Genomic DNA, 20505 nt, shown 5'->3' with positions numbered 1-20505 from the left:
GCGGAGGTAGCGCCAGCGCCGGCGCCGTCCGACCCGCCATTGCCGATGACCGAGATGGTCGGCGTGCCATACCTGTTCGCGCGGCGGTTCGGCGTGGTGCTCGATCCCGGCCAGGGCGAGCCTATCGTCTCGTTGCGCGACGGCGCCGATCCGAAAGTGCTGCTCGAACTGCGCCGTGCGCTCGGGCGGTCGTTCAGGGTCGAAACGGTGCCGGCCGACGCGTTCGACCGGCTGCTCGGCGATTTCTACGCGATGGACGGGCAGGCGGCGGCGATGGCGGCGGGGTCGCTGGGCATCGGCGAGCTCGACATGCTGGCGAGCGACCTGCCGACCGCGGACGATCTGCTCGACACCGCCGACGACGCGCCGGCGATCCGGCTCATCAACGGCATCATCGCCGATGCCGCGCGCAACGGCGTGTCGGATATCCATATCGAGCCCTACGAGACCGGCCTGATCGTCCGCATGCGGATCGACGGCGTGCTGCGCGAGACGCTGCGCATGCCGCCGCACGTCGCGCCCGTCGTGGTCAGCCGCATCAAGGTGATGGCGCGGCTCGACATCGCCGAGCGCCGCGTGCCGCAGGACGGCCGGATCGGCCTGACGCTGGGTGGCAAGCTGCTCGACGTGCGCGTCTCGACCCTGCCGAGCCGGGCGGGTGAGCGCGTGGTGCTGCGCATCCTCGACAAGGACAATGCCGGGATCGACCTCGAACAGCTCGGCATGGCGAGCGCGAGCGATCGGCTGTTGCGCGGCGCGCTCGCCGAACCGAACGGCATCGTCCTGGTCACCGGACCGACCGGATCGGGCAAGACCACCACGCTCTATGCCGCCCTGCGCCTGCTCAACGACGGCACGCGCAACATCCTGACGATCGAGGACCCGGTCGAATATGCGATCGAGGGGGTCAGCCAGACGCAGGTCAACCCGAAGGTCGGGCTGACCTTCGCCGCCGGGCTGCGCGCGATCCTGCGCCAGGATCCGGAGGTCGTGATGGTCGGCGAAATCCGCGACCGCGAGACGGCGGAGATCGCGGTGCAGGCGTCGCTGACCGGGCATCTCGTGCTGTCCACCGTCCATACCAACGACGCGGTCGGCGCGATCACGCGGATGCGCGACATGAAGGTCGAGCCGTTCCTGCTCGCCTCGACGCTGCGCGCGGTGATCGCGCAGCGGCTGGTGCGCAAATTGTGCGAACATTGCCGACGCCCCGTCGCGGCGGACGAGGCGCTGGCGACGCTGCTGGGGATCGAAATCGGCTCGCTCGTCTATGAGCCGCGCGGGTGCGAGCAGTGCGCGCAGACCGGGTTCAAGGGCCGGATCGGCGTGTTCGAGGCGGTGCGGGTCGACGAGACGATCCGGCGGCTCATCAACGAAGGCGGCGACGAAGTCGCGATCGCGCGACACGCCTTCGCGCGCAGCGACAATCTGGCGAGTGCGGCGCGGCGGCTGGTGCGCGACGGGCTCACCACGCCCGAGGAAGCCGTGCGCGTGTCCCGCGTCGAGGTCGCCGACCTGGTGGGCGATGGCTGACTTCGACTATATCGCGATCGACACTGGCGGCCGCGAGCAGAAGGGGCATATCGCCGCGCCGGACATCGACGCGGCGCGCGACACGCTCGACCGGCGGCGGATGTACGTGGTGCGGATCGAGCCGGGTGTCGGCCCGCCGCCGCGCACGCGCACGGCGTTCCGGCTCGAGATGGGCGGTGCGCCGCGGATGAACGGCAAGGCGCTGACGCTGTTCACGCGCCAATTGGCGACGCTCAACCGCGTGGCGCCGCTCGAAGAGTCGCTGCGGACGATCACGCGCCAGACCGAACAGGCCAATGTCCGCACGGTGGTCGAGAAGGTCCATGCCGGCGTCGTCGAGGGCCGGCGCCTGTCGGAGGCGATGGCGCGCGAGCCCAAGAGCTTCCCGCCGCTCTACCGCGCGATGGTCGCGGCGGGCGAGGGGTCGGGGACGCTGCCGACGATCCTCGAACGGCTGTCGGTCCTGCTCGAACGTCAGGCGGAGATTCGCGGCAAGATCCTGACCGCGCTCGCTTATCCGACCGTGCTGGCGCTGGTCGCGGTGCTGGTCGTCGCTTCGCTGATGATCTTCGTCGTGCCGCAGGTGGTCGAACAGTTCGACAATGTCGGCCAGCAATTGCCGTTCCTGACGCGCGCGGTGATGGGCGTGTCGTGGGTGATGGCGCATTACTGGTGGCTGATGCTGTTGCTGATCGCCGCGATCGGCGTCGCGATCTGGCGGTCGCTCAGGAATCCCGCGGTCAAGCTGACGTTCGACAGCGCGTTGCTGCGCCTGCCGTTCCTGGGCCGGCTGATCCGCGACCTCCATGCCGCGCGGATGGCGCGGACGCTGGCGACGATGGTGGCGAGCCGCCTGCCGCTGCTCGACGGCCTGGCGCTGACGGCGGGGACGATCAACAATTTGCGCCTGCGCGCCGCGACCGACGAGATCGTCGATTCGATCCGTGGCGGCGGCAGCCTGTCGGCGGCGATGCGGCGGTCGGACGTGTTCCCGCCGCTATTGACCTATATGGCGGCATCCGGCGAGGCGTCGGGGCGGCTCGACGAAATGCTCGAACGCGCCGCCGATTATCTCGAGCGCGAGTTCGACCGCTTCACCGCGACCGCGCTGTCGCTGCTCGAACCGATCATCATCGTCGTGATGGGCGGCATCGTCGCGTCGATCGTGCTGTCGATCCTGCTGCCGATCCTGCAACTCGAAACCCTTGCCGGACAATGAGGTGACCATGCGTAATCGAAAAAATCGAGGCGATGAGGAGGGCTTCAGGTCGTTTGGGCGTTCCGCCGAACACGGCTTCACGTCTTTTGGGCGTTCCGCCGAACGCGGCTTCACACTGGTCGAACTGATGGTGGTGATCGTCATCATCGGCCTGCTCGCGGCGATCGTCGTCATCAACGTCGTGCCGTTCGGCGACAAGGCGAAGGTGACCAAGGCGAAGGCCGACATCTCGACCATGGAAAGCGCGCTGAACGCCTATCAGCTACAGATCGGCAGCTATCCGACGACGGACCAGGGGTTGCAGGCGCTGGTGTCGCCGCCGGCCGGGCTCGCCGATCCCTCGGCGTATCAGCGCGGCGGCTATATCAAGAAGATCGAGAAGGATCCGTGGGGTCACCCCTACCTTTACGCCTCACCGGGCCAGCACGGCGCGTTCGACGTCTGGTCGCTCGGCGCCGACGGCAAGGAAGGCGGCGAGGGGCCCAATGCCGATATCGGTAGCTGGCAGTAGGTGACGCGCGTCGGCGCCTCGGTCGAATCGACGCGCCGTTTCGCGCAACGCGGCTTCACGTTGGTCGAACTGATGATCGTGCTGGTGATCGTCGCGCTGGCGGCGGGCGCGGTCGTGCTCGCGATGCCCGATCCGCGCGGGCGCATCCGCGACAATGCCGAGCGGTTCGCGGCACGTACGCAAGCAGCGCACGACGCCGCGATCGTCGGCGCGCGTCCGGTCAGCGTGTGGGTGACCCCCGCCGGCTATGGCTTCGACGAGCGCGTGGCGGGACGCTGGCAACCGATCGACGACAAGCCGCTGCGGGTCGCGCAATGGTCGAACGGCGTCGCGGCGGTGCCGACGACGAGCGACGGCCGCGACCGGGTGGTGTTCGACGCGACCGGCATGGCCGACCGCCCGCTTCGGATCGAACTGCGCCGCGAAGGACAGTCGGTGCGCGTGTCGATCGGTGCGAACGGCGTGGTGCGCGTCGATGGCTGAGCGCAGCGGCGGCTTCACGCTGGTCGAGATGATGGTGGCGCTGGCGGTGTTCAGCCTGGCGGCGCTGGCGCTGATCCGGCTGGAAGGGGCGAGCTTTCGCGGGGCGGCGGCGCTCGACCGGTCGCAACTCGCCGGGATCGTCGCGCGCAACGTCGCGGTCGAGGCGATGACCTCGGCCCGGGTGCCGGTGCTGGGGACGGAACAGGGCAGCGAGACCAATGGCGGGCGTTCCTGGCGCTGGACACGGATCGTGTCGCCGCTCGGCGACGGCGATCGCGTCTATCGGATCGACGTCGCGGTCGCCGATGCCGCCGGCACCGCCGCCAAGCTGACCATGGTGCGCGACAGCCCGCCGATGCCCGTGCCGACGCCGGCTCCTCTGCCGACCGCGACGCCAGGAGCGGGACGGTGATCGACGGTAGCCCCGCCCACAACGGCTTCACGCTGGTCGAGATGCTGATCGCGCTGCTGATCTTCGGTCTGCTCGCGGCGGCCGGGGCGTCGTTGCTCGCGTTCAGCGTGCGGGCGCAGGGCGTGGCCAATCGCAAGCTCGACGATATCGCCGCGCTCTACCGGTTCGACAACGTCCTGGCGGGCGATCTTGCCCAGGCGATGCCGCGCACGACACGCGACATGGGCGGTAACGTCCGTCCCGCGCTGGAGGGTGGCAACGGCGCGTCGTTCCTGCGGCTGGTGCGGGGCGGCTGGGACAATATCGACGGCGCGGCGCGGGCCGACGTGCAGAAGGTCGAATATGTGCTGGGCGACGACGGCACGGTCGGGCGGATCGCCTATCCGATGCTCGACGGGGCACGACCGTTGCCGCCGGCGGCGATGCTGTCGCGCGTCGCCAGCGTCGCGTTGCGCTATCGCCTGCGCGGTGCCTGGACCGACAATTGGCAGGGCAAGCCGGGGACGCAGCTGCCCGACGCGATCGAACTGACGATCACGCGAAGCGACGGGACGGTCTTTCGCGAAATGTTCGCGGTTGGTACGGGCAATCCGGTGAACGCGGGGGCGATCAATGCGGGCTGATCGCCCAGGCGAGCGCGGCGCGGCGCTGCTGACCGTGCTGTTGCTGGTCGCGGTGGTCGGCGCGGTCGCGGCGGCGACGCTCGAGCGGCTCAATCTGGCGACGCGGCAAGGCGCGAATGCCGTGTCGATGGCGCAGGCGCGCGCCTGGGCGGATGCCGCTGGCACGATGGCGCTGGTCAAGATCGATACCGTGCTCAAGCAGAACCCGTCGCGCGTGTCGCTGGCGGGCGGATGGAGCGACACGCCGTTTCCGCTGCCGATCCCCGACGGCATCGCGACGGCACGCGTGCGCGATGCCGGCAATTGCTTCAACCTCAACAGCCTGGTCACGGTGGACCCGAACGGCAATTACGTGACGCGCCCCGCTGCGGTGATGCAGTTCGCGCGGCTGCTCACTCTGATCGGCGTCCCCGGCAGCGACGGTATCGCCGCGGCGACCGCCGACTGGATCGACAGCGACGGCAGCCCCAATCCCGGCGGTGCGGAGGATGCGGTCTATGCCGGCCGCACGCCCGCCTATCGCACCGCCAACACGATGATGGTCGATGCGAGCGAGATCCGCGCCGTTGCCGGGGTCACGCCCGACGCTTACACCCGGTTGCGCCGATATGTCTGCGCGCTGCCCAACACCGATCCCGCACCGATCAACGTGAACACGATCGAACCCGAGCGTGCCGCGCTGATCGCGGCGATGGCTCCGGGTGGCGTCTCGATCGATCAGGTTCGCCAGGCGCTGGCGGCGCGACCGCCGCTCGGCTGGAGCAGCGCGGGCGAGTTCTGGAGCCGCGGTCCGCTCGCCAGCGCCAATGCCGGCGATGCCGCCGCCACCACGTCGGTCACGACGAAGTGGTTTCGGGTGACCAGCGACGTCTCGCTCGGCCGCATCGCTCTGCGCCAGATCGCGTTGGTCGATGCCCGCCGCCTGCCGACGCGAATCGTGCGGCGCGTGTGGAGCGACGGCGAATGAGCGACACGCTTGCTTTGTTCCTGCCCGCCGCGCCGGATGCGCCGTGGCGCTGGCTGCTCGCGCGGGACAGCGCCCTCGCCGCCAGTGGAGAGGGGTTGCCGAGCCCGGACCAGCCGGCGGAGACGCGCATCGTCGCGATCGCGCCCGCCGACGCGGTGACGCTGCACTGGGCCGACTTGCCCGATCGCTCGCTGGCACAGGCGATCGCCGCCGCCCGGCTGTTGGTGGCGGAAGCGAGCGTCACGCCGCTCGGCGACCTGCACGTCGCGGTTGGGCGGGAGGAAGGCGTGGTCGCGTCGCCGATCGGCGTCGTCGCCAACGTTCGCATGGTCGAATGGCTGGCGCTGCTGGCGAATGCCGGTTTCGTGGCGCGGTCGATCATCCCCGCGCCGATGCTCCTGCCGCGCCCCGACGAGGGCTATGTCGTCGGCGACCTGGGCGATGGCCGCGTGCTGCGCGGCACGTCGAGCGGGTTCGCCGAGGAGCCGGGGCTGACCGACATGATCGTCGGCGATGCCCCGGTCGCGACGCTCGACCGGGCCGCGCTGGAGGCGTCGGTGGCGGCGGCCGTCGCCGACCCGGCGCTCGACCTGCGGCAGGGCGCATTCGCATTGCAACAGCGCGCGGCGATCGAATGGCTGCTGGTGCGGCGGCTGGCGTGGCTGGGCGCGGCGATCCTGTGCGTGACGCTGGCGATCACGCTGGTGCAGATCCTGCGCTACAATTTGTCGGCTTCGTCGCTGGAGGCGCAGGCCGACGCGCTGGCGGAACAGGGCCTGCCGCGTGGCGTGACGGTGACCGATGCCGGGCAGCAGCTGACCGATCGCCTGACGCGGCTGCGCGGTGGCGGCGCGGGGTTCAGCCAGACCGCCGCCAGCGTCGCCGCCGCCGTCGCGGCGGTGCCGGGAGCGGAGGTCACGGGGATGGCGTTCGATGCGAGCGGCCGGTTGCGTGTCAATCTCGCGGTGCAGAGCCAGGGCCAGATCGCCGATGTCCAGAACCGGCTGGCCGCGGTCGGTTTCGTCGCCGACGCCGGCACCTTCACCGGCAGTGCCGGGCGGATCACCGGCGTGCTGACGGTGAGCCCGCGATGATCGCCACGTTCCGTCCCTGGTTCGACGGCCGCAGCCGGCGCGAGAAATGGCTGATCCTCGCGATGATCGGGCTGGCCGCGGTGACGCTCGTCTGGGGCCTGTCGCGGCCGATCGCCGAGGCGCTGTCGTCGGCGCGGCAGCGTAACGCCGATGCGGCGATCCGGCTGGCGCAGACGCGTGCGCAGGTCGATGCCGTGCGAGCGCTGCGCCGGACGCGCCCGGAAGCGGCGGCCGGCCCGATCGAGGCGATCGTGCGGCAATCGGCCGGCGCCGCCGGGCTGACGCTCGACAGCGTCGCGCCGGAAGGGGCGAAGCTGCACGTCCACATCAATTCCGCGCGCGGTGGCGCCTTGCTCGCCTGGATCGGCGGGCTGGAGGGGCAGGGGGTGCTGGTCGATCGGCTGGCGATCACCGACAGCGGCAATCGCACGGTCGCCGCCGATATCACGTTCCGGACGACGGTCGCATGATCCGGCTGACGACCCGGCGCCCCGTCCTGTTCCTCGCGATGGTCGTCGTCGCGCTGATCGTGCTGTTCCCGCTGCGGCTGGCGCTGGGGCTGATCGACATGGGGGCGCAGGGGCTGAGCGCCCGCGAGGTCACCGGACCGGTCTGGGCGGGCGGGCTCAACGACGCGCATTACGGCGACATCGCGCTGGGCGATCTCGACGCCGGGCTGTCGCCGCTCCAGCTCGCCATCGGCCGCGCGCGGATTGACGTGGCGGGCGCGGGAACCAGCGGCGACCAGGCGTTGCGCGGGGCGCTGAGCGTCAGCCGGTCGACCTTCGGCGTCGACGACGTGACCGCGACGCTCCCCGCCAGCAGCGCGTTCGCGCCGCTGCCGATCGCGGCGTTGCGGTTCGACGACGTCAGCGTCCATTTCCGCGACGGCAATTGCGCGAGCGCGGAGGGCAAGGTGACCGCGCTGATCGCCAGCACCATGCCGCAACTGACCCTGCCGCCGTCGCTGAGCGGTACGGCGCGGTGTTCGGGCGGGACGCTGCTGGTGCCGCTCGCCAGCCAGGCGCAGACCGAATCGATCGCCGTGTCGATCGAGGCTGACGGCAAGTATCGCGCGACGCTGACCGCGCGCCCCGCCGATGCCGCCGCCGCGGCGGCGCTGGCCGGGGCCGGGTTCCAGCCCAGCGGGGGCGGCTACAGCCTGCGGATCGAAGGGCGCTTCTGATGGGCGGTGCCGGCCGCTCCCCCACCCGACCGCCCAACGGCAGTATCATATGGGCGGTCGGGTGGGGGAGCGGGCCGGCACCGCCAACGGGCTACGCCGATCCATGCTCACCATCTTGACCGGCCACCCCGACGCCCGCTAGGGGCCGGCACTTCGCGGCGACCGTAGTTCAATTGGTTAGAGCGCCGGCTTGTGATGCCGGAAGTTGCGGGTTCAAGTCCCGTCGGTCGCCCCATTTTCCCATCCTTGCGTTTTCCGGGCTGGCCTTCGCGGTCGCGAAACAATAATACGCGTCCTCGTAATTTCCTTTTGAGGACGAAACGACGATGGCCGCGGTGTGGGATTTGCCCGATTTCGATGATCACGAAGGGGTACACCTGTTTCGTGATCCCGCCAGCGGGCTGACAGCGGTGATCGCGGTGCATTCGACCGCGCTGGGGCCGGCGGCGGGCGGGGTGCGCTTCTGGCACTATGCCGACGCCAACGGCGCGATCACCGATGCGCTGCGGCTGTCGCGGGGGATGAGCTACAAGAATGCGATGGCCGACCTGCCGCTGGGCGGCGGCAAGGGCGTCGTGCTGGCGTCGCGGCCGGGCGAGGCGATCAGCCCCGCGCAGCTCGAGGCGTTCGGCGCCGCGGTCGATTCGCTCGGCGGACGCTACGTGACGGCCGAGGATGTCGGCATGTCCGAGGCGAGCATGAAGGTGATCGCGACCAGGACGCGCTACGTCTCCGGCCTGCCGGTCGCGGCCGGCGGGGCGGGCGGCGATCCCGGTCCGTTCACCGCGAGCGGCGTGTATCAGGGCGTCAAGGCGGCGGCTAAGCGCGCGCTGGGCGCCGACACGATGGCCGGCGTGCACGTCGCGATCCAGGGCGTCGGCAGCGTCGGCGGCGGGCTCGCGCGGTTGCTGGCGAAGGACGGCGCCAAGCTGACTCTCGCCGACGTCAATGGGGACAAGGCGAAGGCGCTCGCCGCCGAGCTGGGCGCGGACACCGCGCCGACCGAGGAAATCCTGGCGCGCAAGGCCGACATCGTCAGCCCCAACGCGCTCGGCGCGATCCTGACCGCCGAATCGATCGCCGCGCTCGACACCAGGGTCGTGGCGGGCGGCGCGAACAACCAGCTGGCGACGAAGGCCGACGGCGCGACGCTGCACGCGCGGGGCATCCTGTACGCGCCCGACTACGTCATCAACGCGGGCGGGATCATCAATGTCGGGCTCGAATATCTCGGCCAGGGCGACCGCGCCGAGGTCGAGGCACGGATCGCGCGGATTCCCGAGCGGCTGGTCGCGGTGTGGGACGAGAGCGACCGCACCGGCCAGCCGTCGTCCGACGTCGCCGACGCGATGGCGCGGCGGCTGATCGGGCGCGGCTGAGCGCGCCAAACTTGACGAAATTGACGAGGGTAGCGGCGTCCGGCACGGGCCAAACTTGACGAAGTTGACGAGGGTAGCGGCGTCCCGCGCAGGCCAGGCTTGACGAAATCGACGGCCGTGACCGGGCGGCTCGTCGCGACGCAGCCAGGGCCGATCGACATTCATCGGCGGTTGCGTGGATGATACCGTCACCCCGGCCTCGTGCCGGGGTCCACCGAGCCGCTCGCGCATCTCTGGATCTTCTCGCGCCGTGGAAAGCCGCCTGGTGGACCCCGGCACAAGGCCGGGGTGACGTTCGGTTTGGCCGATCCGTCACGCCGATCCGTCCGAGAGCCCGCCCCGCCGCAAGCGGCTTCCTGTCCGTACGTCTCGGATCCGTGACGATGGCGACCGACGATGAGAAAGAGCGGCCGGCACGGTGTCACGCCAAGTCCTACATTGAAAGCGCGTGACATCGTCATCGTGGGCGTGACGCCGCCGCGACTTTAGCTTATCGCGGCCTGCAATCGTGCCCAGCCTCCACGCCCTCGCCAATCCCGCCCGGTTCCTGCGGCTCGCGCGTCCGTTGACGCCGGCGTTGCTGTGGCCGGGGATCGTGCTGGCGCTGTTCGGATGCTGGGCCGGGCTGACCCAGACGCCGCCCGATTATCTCCAGGGCGACAGCGTCCGCATCCTCTACATCCACGTCCCGACCGCATGGCTCGGCATGGCGGGATGGAGCGGGATCGCGGCGTCGAGCATCGTGTACCTGATCTGGCGTCACCCGCTGGCGCGGGTCGCGGCGCGCGCGATCGCGGCACCCGGGGCGCTGTTCGCGTTGCTGTGCCTGGCGACCGGATCGATCTGGGGGAGGCCGACCTGGGGGACGTGGTGGCAATGGGACGGGCGGCTGACCTCGATGCTGCTGCTGTTCTTCGTCTATCTCGCCTATATCGCGCTGGCGCGGGCGGACGCCGACCAGGGCGGCGACGGGCGCATCCCGGCGATCTACGGCATCGCGGGAAGCGTGCTGCTGCCGATCATCCGCTATTCGGTGGTGTGGTGGAATTCGCTCCATCAGGGCGAGTCGATCGGGCTGACCAGCTCGACGATCGACGGGTCGATGCTGTGGCCGCTGTGGTTCACGCTGGCCGGGTTCACGCTGATCTTCGCCGCCGTCGTGCTGATGCGGATGCGGAGCGTGCTGGCAACCGAGAAGCGCGAGGCGCGGCTGCGGCGGATGGCGGCGGACGTGCCGGCATGAATCATTGGTGGTTCGTGGGGGCCGCCTATGGCCTGACACTGGCGGCGACGGCGGCGCTCGTGCTGGGCGCGTGGCGGGCGATGCGCGCGGCGGAGCGCGATCCGAAGTGAAACCGAAGCACCAACGGATGTGGCTGGTCGGCCTGGCCGTGCTGGCGGTCATTGCGGCGAGCCTGCTCGCGCTGTCGGCGCTGAAGGATCAGGCCGCCTATTTCTATTCGCCAGGCGACGTGAAGAAGGACGGCCTACCGCTCGGGCGGGGCGTGCGGCTCGGCGGGATGGTGGAGCGCGGCTCGCTCAGGAAAGCGGCGGACGGCGTCACGCTCAGCTTCGTCGTGACCGATGGCGCGGCGACCACGCCGGTCACGTTCAAGGGCATCCCGCCCGATCTGTTCCGCGAAGGATCGGGCGTCGTCGCCGAGGGGCAGTTCCAGCGCGACGGCAGCTTCGTCGCCGACAATCTGCTCGCCAAGCATGACGAGAAATACCGTCCGCCCGAAATGGCGGGCAAGATGCACGAAACGAAGACGCTCGAGCGATGATCGCGGAACTGGGTCTGGCGGCGCTGTGGCTGGCGGCGGCGATGGCGGCGTTGCAGGCCGTGCTGGCGGTGGGGGCGGTGCGATCCTCGCGTTCGCCCCTGGGCGCAAACCTCGCCCGCGCCGTCCGCCCGGTCGCGATCGCGCAGGGGTTCCTCGTCGCGCTGGCGATGCTGTGCCTGATCCTGGTGTTCGCGAACAGCGACATGTCGGTCAAGCTGGTGGTCGAGAACAGCCATTCGGCCAAGCCGCTGATCTACAAGCTCGCCGGCGCGTGGGGCAATCACGAGGGGTCGATGCTGCTCTGGGTGACGATCCTAGGGCTGGCCGGGGCGGGCGTCGCTTTGTTCGAGCGGCAACTGGCCGAGCGCACGCTGATCGCGACGATCGGCGCGCAGGCGGCGATCGCGGCGGGCTTCTACGCGTTCCTGCTGGTCGCCTCCAACCCGTTCGCCCGCATGTTCCCGGCACCGCCGGACGGCGAGGGGCTCAACCCGCTGCTCCAGGATCCCGGCCTCGCCTTCCATCCGCCGACGCTCTACGTCGGTTATGTCGGTATCTCGATCGCGTTCAGCTTCGCGGTCGGCGCGCTGGTGACGCGCGACGTCGGACCGGCCTTCGCGCGGGCGATGCGGCCCTGGGTGCTGGGGGCGTGGGTGTTCCTGACATTGGGGATCACCGCGGGCAGTTACTGGGCCTATTACGAGCTCGGCTGGGGTGGCTGGTGGTTCTGGGATCCGGTCGAGAACGCCTCGCTGATGCCGTGGCTGGCGGCGACCGCGTTGCTCCATTCGGTCAGCGTGCTGGCGACGCGCGACGGGTTGCGCGCGTGGACGATCATGCTGGCGGTGGTCGCGTTCAGCATGAGCATGATCGGCACGTTTCTGGTGCGATCGGGCATCCTGACCAGCGTCCACGCCTTCGCGGTCGACCCGGAACGCGGGGCGTTCATCCTGGCGTTGCTGGCGATCTATATCGGCGGGGCGCTGGCGCTGTTCGCGCTGCGCATCGGCACGGTGCGGCAGGGCAAATTGTTCGCGCCGCTCAGCCGCGAAGGCGCGTTGGTGGTCAACAACCTGTTGCTGACGGTGATCCTGGGGATCGTGCTGATCGGGACGCTCTACCCGCTGGTCGCGGCGGGGTTCGGGGTGCAGCTGTCGGTCGGCAAGCCGTTCTTCGACAAGACGATCGGGCCGGTCGCGCTGGTGCTGGTCGCGGTGATGGCGGCGGGGCCGCTGCTGCGGTGGCGGCGCGACGAGGCGAGCGCGCTGCTCAGGCGGATGACGCCGCCGGTCGCGGCGTTCGGGATCGCGCTGATCGTGTTGGTGCCGTTCGCCTGGGGCGCGGGCGTGCTGCCGCTGCTCGGGCTGGCGCTGGCGGCGGGGCTGGCGGTGGCGAGCGTCGCGCCGTTGTGGGGGCGCAGTTGGCGTCGCACCCCGCTGACGATCTGGGGCATGGTCGTGGCGCATGTCGGCATTGCGGTCAGCCTGGCCGGGATCGCCTGCGACAGCGCGTTCACGGAGGAGCGGCTGGTGGTCGTGCGGCCGGGCGATCCCGTCGCGGTCGGGCCGTTCCGCGTCCGGCTGGCCGGACTGCGCCCGGTGGTGGCGCAGAACTTCTCCGGGTTGGCCGCCGACCTGACGGTGACGCGGGGCGAGGGTGACGCGTTCACGCTGTCGCCCGAACAGCACTTCTTCGCCAACCCGCCGACCACCACCAACGAATCGGCGATCCGCACGATGCTCGACGGCCAGCTCTACACCGTGCTCGGCCAGGCGGACGGGCAAGGCGGATACCAGTTGCGATTGTGGTGGAAGCCGTTCGTGACGTTGATCTGGGCCGGCGGCGGGCTGGTCGCGCTGGGCGGGGCGCTGTCGATCCTCGGGCGGTGGTGGCGCGCGCGGCGGACGCGGCGGCGGCTGGCGGACGAGGAGGGCTATGCATGAGGCGCGCGTTGCTGTGGCTTCCGCTGGTGCTGTTCGCCGGGCTGTTCGCGCTGGTCGGGTTCGGGCTGCTGCGGCCAGCGAGCCGCACGGTGCATTCGGCGCTGACCGACAAGCCGCTGCCCGATTTCGCGTTGCCCGCGATGTTGCCGACCAAGCCCGGCGTCGCGCGGACGGCCTATGGCGGGGGGCAACCGCGGCTCATCAACGTGTTCGGCAGCTGGTGCGTGCCGTGCCGGGCGGAAGCGCCGGCGCTGGCGAAGCTGGCCGCCGCCGGCGTGCCGATCGATGGAATCGCGATCAACGACACGCCCGACGGTGTGCGCGATTTCCTGGCGCGCTACGGCGATCCGTTCCAGCGGATCGGCAACGATGCCGGCGGCCGGGTTCAGGTCACGCTGGGCTCGGCCGGGGTGCCCGAGACGTTCCTGGTCGACGGCAAGGGCCGGATCGTGCGCCAGTATGTCAGCAACCTGCAGGACGATCAGGTCGCCGACATCCTCCGCGCATGGAAGGCGGCGAAGTGACGGGTTTCCTGCTCCGTCATGCCGGGCTCGTCCCGGCATCCACCAAGCGGCAAGAGACGTGGCAAGAAGCTCCAGCGAAGAGCGTGCGGCGTAGTGGACCCCGGCACAAGGCCGGGGTGACGGTTTGGGTTGGGGCGCTGATGGCGTTCGCGACGCCGGCGCTGGCGCAAACTTCGCTCGCCGATACCCAGCTTCCCGACCGCGCGCAGGAAGCGCAGGCGCGAGCGCTGATGACGACGATCCGCTGCGTCGAGTGCCAGGGCCAGTCGATCGCCGATAGCCAGGCGCCGATCGCCGGGACGATGCGCAGCCTGATCCGCGAACGGATCGCCGGGGGCGAGACGCCGGGGCAGGTGCGTCACTGGCTGATCGGCCGCTACGGCGATTATATCAGCTACGACCCGCCGCTCGACGGCGCGACCTGGCCGCTGTGGCTCGCGCCGATCGCGCTGCTGGTCGTGGGAGCGTGGATTGCACGGTCGAGCTTTCGGCGGAGGGTGCGGTGATGGGCTGGCTGACGCTGGTGCTGCTGATCGCGACGGTCGCGGCGCTGTTGCTGGTGTTGCGCGTGCCGCGGACGTTGTGGACGCTGGTGGCGACGTTCCTGATGCTGGGGGCGGCGGGCTATGCGTGGCAGGGCGAGCCGGACCTCGCCGCGCATCCGGCGGAGGCGGACGCGGTCAAGCTGCCGCCGCCGCCCGCCTACACGCAGATGCGCGACGATCTGTACGGCCGCTTCAGCACCGAATCGGCCTATTTCGCGATCGCCGACGCGCAGTTGAGCGAGGGCGACACGACCTTCGCGGCCGGCGTGTTGGCGGGCGCGTTGCGCGCGTTGCCGAACGATTTCGGGCTGTGGAGCGAGCTCGGCAACGTCATCGCGCTGCACGACCACGCGATGGTGTCGCCGGCGGCGCTGTTCGCGTTCCAGCGTGCGATGACGATCGCGCCGCAGCATCCCGGGCCGCCCTATTTCCTCGGCAACGCCTATCTGCGCGCCGGGGAGTTCGCGAAGGCGCGGCCGTATTGGGCGCGGGCGCTGGCGTTGACACCGGCCAAGGCGAGCTATCGCATCGCGATCGCGGCGCGGCTGGCGCTGCTCGACCGCATCCTGGCCGACCCGCGCTTCAGCCAGCAATAATCCGGGCCGATCGAACCCGAGGGCGCCTCAATCCACCCCGCGCCCGGTCTTCACCTGCAAGGCGTCGATCCGTTTCGACGCATCGGCCTTGGTCAGAGACTCGTCGAAATCCTCGCCGGCTTCCTCGCTCAGCGTCTTGAGATAGCTCGCCTGCGCGCCGGTCATCGGCTCATCGCCGGTGGTCCAGTCGTCAGGATCCTTCTCGGCATTGCCGGTCGGATGGTCTTTCGGATTGACGTCGGTCACGGGACATTCCTTTCCGGCGACCAACGCCTTTGTTCCTTATCCGTTCCAGGCTTGGTAGGGCAGGTCGAGATCGTCGGCGACCGCCTTGTACGCGATCTTGCCCTTGTAGACGTTGAGCCCCGCCGCGAGGTGCGGGTTCGCCTTCATCGCCGCTTCCGCACCCAGATTGGCGAGTTGCAACGCGAACGGCAGCGTCGCGTTGTTGAGCGCAAACGCCGAGGTGCGCGCGACCGCGCCCGGCATGTTGGCGACGCAATAGTGGATCACGTCGTCGACCAGGAACACCGGGTCCTCGTGCGTCGTCGCGTGGCTGGTCTCGAAACAGCCGCCCTGGTCGATCGCGATATCGACCAGCACCGATCCGCGCTTCATCGTCTTGACCATCTCGCGCGTGACGAGCTTCGGTGCCGCCGCTCCCGGCACCAGCACCGCGCCGATCACCAGGCTGGCGTCCTTGACCGCCGCCGCGATCGCCGCCTTCGACGCATATTCGGTCTTGATCTGGCTCGAAAAGAACATGTCGAGCTCGGCCAGGCGATCGTTCGAGATGTCGTAGATCGTGACGTCGGCGCGCATGCCGACCGCCATCTGCGCGGCGTTCACGCCGGAAATGCCGCCGCCCAGGATCGCGACCTTGGCCGGGGCCACGCCCGGCACGCCGCCGAGCAGGACGCCGCGGCCGCCCTGTTCCTTTTCCAGATAATGCGCGCCAACCTGGACCGACATGCGGCCGGCGACTTCGCTCATCGGTTTGAGCAGCGGGAGGCCGCCCTTTCGATCCGTCACCGTCTCGTACGCGATGCAGGTCGCGCCCGACTTCATGAGGCCCTCCGCCTGCGGCTTGTCGGCGGCGAGGTGGAGGTAGGTGAACAGCAGGTGGTGGCCTTTGAGCATCGCGATCTCGCTCGCCTGCGGCTCCTTCACCTTCACGATCATCTCGGCCTGGTCGAACACGTCGGCGGCGGTCGCGACGATGCGCGCGCCGACGTCGGTATAGGCGCTGTCGTCGAAGTCGATGCCGGTGCCGGCGTTGGTCTCGACGATTACTTCATGGCCGGCATGGACCAGCTCGGCGACCGAGGCGGGGGTCAGCCCGACGCGATATTCGTGGTTCTTGATTTCCTTGGGGACACCGACTCGCATTTTCGCTCTCCTGTGAATTGTCCGAGCAAATACCGCCGATCGGGCGGGAGAGGTGTGCGAAAATATCCGCCTGGCGGCGCTCGATCGGGATTTTATCGCGTCGGTTGCTCTGCTAACGCGATGCGATGCTCGACGCGCTCGACCGCAGGATCCTCGGCCAGCTGATCGCCAATTCGGACCTGACCAGCGCCGAACTGGGTGAGAAGGTCGGCCTGTCCGCCAGCGCCGCGCATCGCCGGGTCGGTTCCCTGCGCGAACGCGGGCTGATCGCCGGGTTCCGCGCCGTGCTGTCGCGCGAGGCGCGCGGAAGCCCCACCGTGGTGATGGTCAACGTGACGCTGAAGGATCAGCGGCAGGAGACGATGGCCGCATTCGAGCGCGAGATTCTCGACGTGCCGGAGATTCGCGACTGTTTCCTGATGAGCGGGGAGGCGGACTACATGCTCCACGTCGAGGTGACGCGCGACGACAGTTTCGAACGCATCCACCGCGAAACGCTGTCGCGGCTGCCCGGCGTCACGCGGCTGGCGTCGCATTTCGTCATCCGCGAGGTGATTAGGCGGCCGTGATCGAGAGCGTACCGATGCATCCAATGGTCGTTGCGGGCGTTCGTGCGGAGTGCTACCGCGCCGCCAATTTGAACAGGGGCTTAATACGGTCGTCATGACCTTCCTTGCGGCCGTGCGATGAGCGCGGCGACTCACCCAGACAATGCGTTGCCGGCGGGGCGGGAGGATGCGATTCCCGCCGGGCATCCGCACGGCCACGGCAATGACGGTCTGGTCAAGCTGGCGATCGGCGCGGTCGGCATCGTGTTCGGCGATATCGGCACCAGCCCGCTCTACGCGTTCCGCGAGACGTTCGCGAACGAGCACCACCAACTGCCGCTCGACCAGACCCATATCCTCGGTGTCACCAGCCTGATGTTCTGGTCGATGATGATCGTGGTGACGATCAAGTACGTCGCGATCATCATGCGCGCCGACAACAGGGGCGAGGGGGGCAGCCTCGCGCTGCTCGCGCTCGTGTCGGGGCGGACCAAGACCAAGCGCTGGACCGCGGGGATCATCCTGCTCGGCGTGTTCGCGACGTCGCTGTTCTACGGCGACAGCATGATTACCCCAGCGGTGTCGGTGCTGTCGGCGGTCGAGGGCCTGGCGGTCGCGCAGCCGAGCCTGGGCCATTGGGTGCTGCCGATCGTGTTCGCGATCCTGATCTTCCTGTTCACGATCCAGAAGCAGGGGACGGCGAAGGTCGGGTTGTTCTTCGGACCGGTGATGCTGTTCTACTTCGCGACGATCGCGACGCTCGGCATCCTGAGCATCGTCAAGACGCCCGGCGTGCTCGGCGCGCTGTCGCCGCACCATGCGATCGAGTTCTTCATCGCCGGGCCGCACCGCGCGTTCCTGGCGCTGGGTTCGGTGGTGCTGGCGGTGACGGGGGCGGAGGCGCTCTATGCCGACATGGGCCATTTCGGGCGGCGGCCGATCGGGATTTCGTGGCTGTTCTTCGTCCTGCCGGCGCTGATCCTCAATTATATGGGGCAGGCGGCGTTGCTGACCCGCGACGGGGCGGCGGCGCTGCGCAGCCCGTTCTACCTGCTCGCGCCGGACATGCTGCAATTGCCGTTGGTGTTCCTGGCGACGGCGGCGGCGGTGATCGCGTCGCAGGCGGTGATCTCGGGCGCGTTCTCGGTCACGCAACAGGCGATCCAGCTCGGCTTCGTGCCGCGGCTCCGCATCGAGCATACCAGCGCGTCCACCGCCGGGCAGATCTACATCCCGCTCATCAACTGGATGCTGCTGGCGATGGTGCTGATCCTGGTCGCGTTCTTCCGCACCTCGTCGAACCTGACCAGCGCGTACGGGATCGCGGTGACGGGCGCGATGACGATCGACACCTGCCTGCTCGGCGTAGTGCTGTTCCGGCTGTGGCACTGGCCGAAATGGGCGGCGGCGCCGCTGCTCGGCCTGTTCTTCCTGGTCGACGGCGCCTACCTGACCGCCAACCTGACCAAAATCCCCGATGGCGGCTGGTTCCCGCTGCTGGTCGGGTTCGTCGTCTTCACCATCCTCACGACCTGGTCGAAGGGGCGGCAGCTGATGATGGCGCGGATGCGCGAGGGGGCGATGCCGATCAAGGTCTTCATCCAGTCCGCCGCGACTCACGCCAGCCGCGTGCCGGGGACCGCCGTGTTCATGACATCGTCGGCCGACGGCGTGCCGCACGCGCTGCTCCACAACCTCAAGCACAACAAGGTGCTGCACGAGCGGATCATGCTGCTGACGGTAAAGATCGCCGACGTGCCATACGTGCCGCCGGGTGACCGCTTCGCGCTCGATCATCTCGGCCACGGCTTCCATCGGCTGGTGCTGCGCTACGGCTTCATGGAGGAGCCGGACGTGCCCGCCGCGCTGAAGCTGGTCGGCAATTGCGGTGAGAAGTTCAAGATGATGGACACCAGCTTCTTCCTCGCGCGGCAGACGCTGTTGCCGTCGGCCAAGCCGGGGATGGCGATCTGGCGCGAGAAGCTGTTCGCGTGGATGCTGCGCAACGCCGAAAGCGCGATGGAATTCTTCCGCCTGCCGACCAATCGCGTGGTCGAACTGGGGAGCCAGGTGGAGATTTGAACCTCCGCCGTCATCCCCGCGACAGCGGGGACCCATCTCCCGCGATAGCCTCGATCACTGCGGTCGTGTCTGCTGAAAGTCCTCGAGATGGGTCCCCGCTTTCGCGGGGATGACGTAGAGGGGCGGGATGACGCCGGCGCCGATCATCGTAACCGCACTGTTCGGCCGCGAAGACCAGGCGTGGTTCGACCGCCAGCGGCAGGCGCATTTCCCGCCCGAGCGCAATTTCCTGGCCGCGCATCTGACGATGTTCCACCATCTGCCGCCGTCGATCGCCGACGAAGTGCGCGAGCAACTGGCCGCCGCGGCGCGCGAGGGGCGGCCGGCGACGCGGCTGGCCGGCCTGATCTCGCTCGGCCGCGGTGTCGCGTATCGGATCGACAGCCCTGACCTCGCCGCCGTTCGCGCGCACCTCGCCGAGCGCTGGGCGTCGCTGCTGACGCCGCAGGACGCGAGCGGCTGGCGCCCGCACGTCACGATCCAGAACAAGGTCGACCCCACGACCGCCCGCGCCCTGCTCGCCGACCTCACCCCCGATTTCCGGCCGCGTCCGCTCGCGATCGCCGGCTATGCCGCGTGGTGGTATCGCGGCGGCCCGTGGGAATTGCTGTCGCGCCACATGTGCGCTTGACCGAGCGCCGCGCCCGCACCTATAGGCGCGCCTTCCAAACGGTTGGGCGGAGTAGCTCAGCTGGTTAGAGCACGGGAATCATAATCCTGGGGTCGGGGGTTCAAGTCCCTCCTCCGCTACCATTCGGGTAGCAGCGACCGTTTGGGCTTACCGTTTCATCGCCAGCAACGCCTGCGCGCGCTTCAGGTGCGGCAGATCGAGCATCGCGCCGTTCAGGCCGACCGTGCCCGCGCTCGGATGGGCGGCGAAGGCGGCGACGACGGCTTCGGCGTGCGCGACTTCGTCCGCGCTCGGGGAGAAAGCGGCGTTGATGACCGGCACCTGGTCGGGGTGGATCGCGAGCATCCCGCGGAAGCCTGCCCGCCGCGCCCGGCGCGCCATCCGATCCAGCCCGGCGGCGTCGCGGAAATCGCCATGGATCGTCTCGATCGCGCTGACCCCGGCGGCGGCGGCACCGGTCAGGCAGAGTGCGCGAAACATCTGATAGGGGAAGTCGTACTCGCCGTCGTCGTCGCGATTGCTGGTCGCGCCGAGCGCGGTCGCGCTGTCCTCCGCCCCCCAGCTCAGCGCCGCGAGGCGGGGGCAGCCGGCATAATTGCCGACGTCGAACACGCCGGCGGCGGTCTCGGTCGCCAGCACGAACATCGGGATGCCGCCGACCGGCAACCCCGCCGCCGCCTCCAGCGCCTCCAGATAGCGGTGCAGCGTCTCCGCATCGGCCCGCGTCGCTTTCGGCAGGACGATGCCGTCGGGCCGTGCCGGGACGATCGCGGCGAGGTCGGGCAATGCGTGCGGCGTGTCGAGCGGGTTGATCCGCACCCAATGCGGCTGGCGGCGATGCGTCGCCGTCAGGTGCGCGGCTACGGCGTGGCGCGCGTCCGGCTTGGCGCCCTCGGCGACGGCATCTTCCAGGTCGACGATGACGAGATCGGCCGCGCTCAGCCCCGCCTTCTCGAGCTTGCGCGGCGAATCGCCCGGCGCGAACAGGAGCGAGCGGGCGGCGAGGGGGCTGGTCGTCATCGCGGCATCTAGCCCTGCCGCCATGACCTGCGCCAG

General features: G+C 69.5%; 23 protein-coding genes and 2 tRNA genes. 22 read left to right on the top strand and 3 right to left on the bottom strand.

The window, feature by feature from the left end; genetic code table 11:
- Positions 1–45: 45 nt before the first annotated feature.
- From J0I47_RS05755 to J0I47_RS05670, 18 genes are all read left to right on the top strand, one after another.
- Positions 46–1533, top strand: a complete 1488-nt coding sequence (locus J0I47_RS05755; protein ID WP_294045892.1) for an ATPase, T2SS/T4P/T4SS family — start codon at positions 46–48, stop codon at positions 1531–1533.
- Positions 1526–2752 carry a type II secretion system inner membrane protein GspF gene (gspF, locus tag J0I47_RS05750; protein WP_294045496.1) on the top strand — a complete coding sequence of 409 codons (1227 nt, stop codon included), beginning with the start codon at positions 1526–1528 and terminating at the stop codon, positions 2750–2752. Before J0I47_RS05755 ends, gspF begins: the two co-directional genes overlap by 8 nt.
- Before the next feature lie 7 nt (positions 2753–2759).
- Positions 2760–3263: a type II secretion system major pseudopilin GspG gene (gspG, locus tag J0I47_RS05745; RefSeq protein WP_294045495.1), complete on the top strand. Its 504-nt coding sequence runs from the start codon at positions 2760–2762 to the stop codon at positions 3261–3263.
- On the top strand, positions 3264–3746 hold the full coding sequence (locus J0I47_RS05740; protein WP_294045494.1) for a GspH/FimT family pseudopilin: 483 nt from the start codon (positions 3264–3266) through the stop codon (positions 3744–3746).
- Positions 3739–4158 (top strand): type II secretion system minor pseudopilin GspI, encoded by a 420-nt coding sequence (gene gspI / locus J0I47_RS05735; RefSeq protein WP_294045493.1) that lies wholly within the window; start codon positions 3739–3741, stop codon positions 4156–4158. The genes J0I47_RS05740 and gspI overlap by 8 nt, the downstream gene beginning before the upstream one ends.
- Positions 4155–4781, top strand: coding sequence for a type II secretion system minor pseudopilin GspJ (gene gspJ / locus J0I47_RS05730; protein WP_294045491.1), 627 nt, complete (start codon positions 4155–4157; stop codon positions 4779–4781). Before gspI ends, gspJ begins: the two co-directional genes overlap by 4 nt.
- Positions 4771–5748 carry a type II secretion system minor pseudopilin GspK gene (gspK, locus tag J0I47_RS05725; RefSeq protein WP_294045489.1) on the top strand — a complete coding sequence of 326 codons (978 nt, stop codon included), beginning with the start codon at positions 4771–4773 and terminating at the stop codon, positions 5746–5748. Before gspJ ends, gspK begins: the two co-directional genes overlap by 11 nt.
- Positions 5745–6842 (top strand): type II secretion system protein GspL, encoded by a 1098-nt coding sequence (gspL, locus tag J0I47_RS05720; protein WP_294045488.1) that lies wholly within the window; start codon positions 5745–5747, stop codon positions 6840–6842. Before gspK ends, gspL begins: the two co-directional genes overlap by 4 nt.
- On the top strand, positions 6839–7312 hold the full coding sequence (gene gspM / locus J0I47_RS05715; protein WP_294045487.1) for a type II secretion system protein GspM: 474 nt from the start codon (positions 6839–6841) through the stop codon (positions 7310–7312). Before gspL ends, gspM begins: the two co-directional genes overlap by 4 nt.
- Positions 7309–8028, top strand: a complete 720-nt coding sequence (gene gspN, locus J0I47_RS05710; RefSeq protein ID WP_294045485.1) for a type II secretion system protein N — start codon at positions 7309–7311, stop codon at positions 8026–8028. Before gspM ends, gspN begins: the two co-directional genes overlap by 4 nt.
- Positions 8029–8186: 158 nt before the next feature.
- Positions 8187–8263: transfer RNA gene (locus J0I47_RS05705), tRNA-His, on the top strand.
- Between the two features lie 91 nt (positions 8264–8354).
- Entirely contained in the window at positions 8355–9407 is a 1053-nt protein-coding gene (locus J0I47_RS05700) for a Glu/Leu/Phe/Val dehydrogenase dimerization domain-containing protein (RefSeq protein ID WP_294045484.1), read from the top strand.
- 508 nt (positions 9408–9915) lie between these two features.
- Positions 9916–10650 (top strand): heme ABC transporter permease CcmC, encoded by a 735-nt coding sequence (gene ccmC, locus J0I47_RS05695; RefSeq protein ID WP_294045482.1) that lies wholly within the window; start codon positions 9916–9918, stop codon positions 10648–10650.
- A 106-nt stretch (positions 10651–10756) separates the two neighbouring features.
- Positions 10757–11191 carry a cytochrome c maturation protein CcmE gene (gene ccmE / locus J0I47_RS05690; RefSeq protein WP_294045481.1) on the top strand — a complete coding sequence of 145 codons (435 nt, stop codon included), beginning with the start codon at positions 10757–10759 and terminating at the stop codon, positions 11189–11191.
- Complete coding sequence (locus tag J0I47_RS05685) at positions 11188–13134, top strand: heme lyase CcmF/NrfE family subunit (RefSeq protein ID WP_294045479.1); 1947 nt, start codon at positions 11188–11190, stop codon at positions 13132–13134. The genes ccmE and J0I47_RS05685 overlap by 4 nt, the downstream gene beginning before the upstream one ends.
- Complete coding sequence (locus tag J0I47_RS05680) at positions 13131–13658, top strand: redoxin family protein (protein ID WP_294045477.1); 528 nt, start codon at positions 13131–13133, stop codon at positions 13656–13658. Before J0I47_RS05685 ends, J0I47_RS05680 begins: the two co-directional genes overlap by 4 nt.
- A gap of 140 nt (positions 13659–13798) precedes the next feature.
- Positions 13799–14164: a cytochrome c-type biogenesis protein gene (locus J0I47_RS05675; RefSeq protein ID WP_294045890.1), complete on the top strand. Its 366-nt coding sequence runs from the start codon at positions 13799–13801 to the stop codon at positions 14162–14164.
- Positions 14164–14799: a tetratricopeptide repeat protein gene (locus J0I47_RS05670; protein ID WP_294045889.1), complete on the top strand. Its 636-nt coding sequence runs from the start codon at positions 14164–14166 to the stop codon at positions 14797–14799. The genes J0I47_RS05675 and J0I47_RS05670 overlap by 1 nt, the downstream gene beginning before the upstream one ends.
- 27 nt (positions 14800–14826) lie before the next feature.
- Here the strand turns inward: J0I47_RS05670 and J0I47_RS05665 are convergent, their stop codons facing one another.
- Together J0I47_RS05665 and ald are read right to left on the bottom strand one after the other, a co-directional pair.
- Positions 14827–15045: a DUF3072 domain-containing protein gene (locus tag J0I47_RS05665; RefSeq protein WP_294045475.1), complete on the bottom strand. Its 219-nt coding sequence runs from the start codon at positions 15043–15045 to the stop codon at positions 14827–14829.
- Between the two features lie 36 nt (positions 15046–15081).
- Entirely contained in the window at positions 15082–16188 is a 1107-nt protein-coding gene (ald, locus tag J0I47_RS05660; protein WP_294045473.1) for an alanine dehydrogenase, read from the bottom strand.
- 125 nt (positions 16189–16313) lie between these two features.
- Between ald and J0I47_RS05655 the strand changes: the two genes are divergently transcribed.
- The 4 genes from J0I47_RS05655 to J0I47_RS05640 all read left to right on the top strand — a co-directional run bounded on the left by J0I47_RS05655 (position 16314) and on the right by J0I47_RS05640 (position 19571).
- Complete coding sequence (locus J0I47_RS05655) at positions 16314–16757, top strand: Lrp/AsnC family transcriptional regulator (RefSeq protein ID WP_294045472.1); 444 nt, start codon at positions 16314–16316, stop codon at positions 16755–16757.
- A gap of 117 nt (positions 16758–16874) precedes the next feature.
- Complete coding sequence (locus J0I47_RS05650; RefSeq protein WP_294045471.1) at positions 16875–18818, top strand: potassium transporter Kup; 1944 nt, start codon at positions 16875–16877, stop codon at positions 18816–18818.
- A 127-nt stretch (positions 18819–18945) separates the two neighbouring features.
- Complete coding sequence (locus tag J0I47_RS05645) at positions 18946–19449, top strand: 2'-5' RNA ligase family protein (protein WP_294045470.1); 504 nt, start codon at positions 18946–18948, stop codon at positions 19447–19449.
- Positions 19450–19494: 45 nt separating this feature from the next.
- Positions 19495–19571 (top strand) — tRNA-Met (locus tag J0I47_RS05640).
- Between the two features lie 25 nt (positions 19572–19596).
- Here the strand turns inward: J0I47_RS05640 and J0I47_RS05635 are convergent.
- Entirely contained in the window at positions 19597–20469 is an 873-nt protein-coding gene (locus J0I47_RS05635) for a CoA ester lyase (protein WP_294045468.1), read from the bottom strand.
- Positions 20470–20505: the final 36 nt, after the last annotated feature.

The sequence above is a fragment of the Sphingomonas sp. genome (assembly GCF_017304635.1).
GTDB lineage: Bacteria > Pseudomonadota > Alphaproteobacteria > Sphingomonadales > Sphingomonadaceae > Sphingomonas.
The sequence above is the reverse complement of the archived record's forward strand: the minus strand, read 5'-3'. Positions and strand labels throughout refer to the sequence as shown.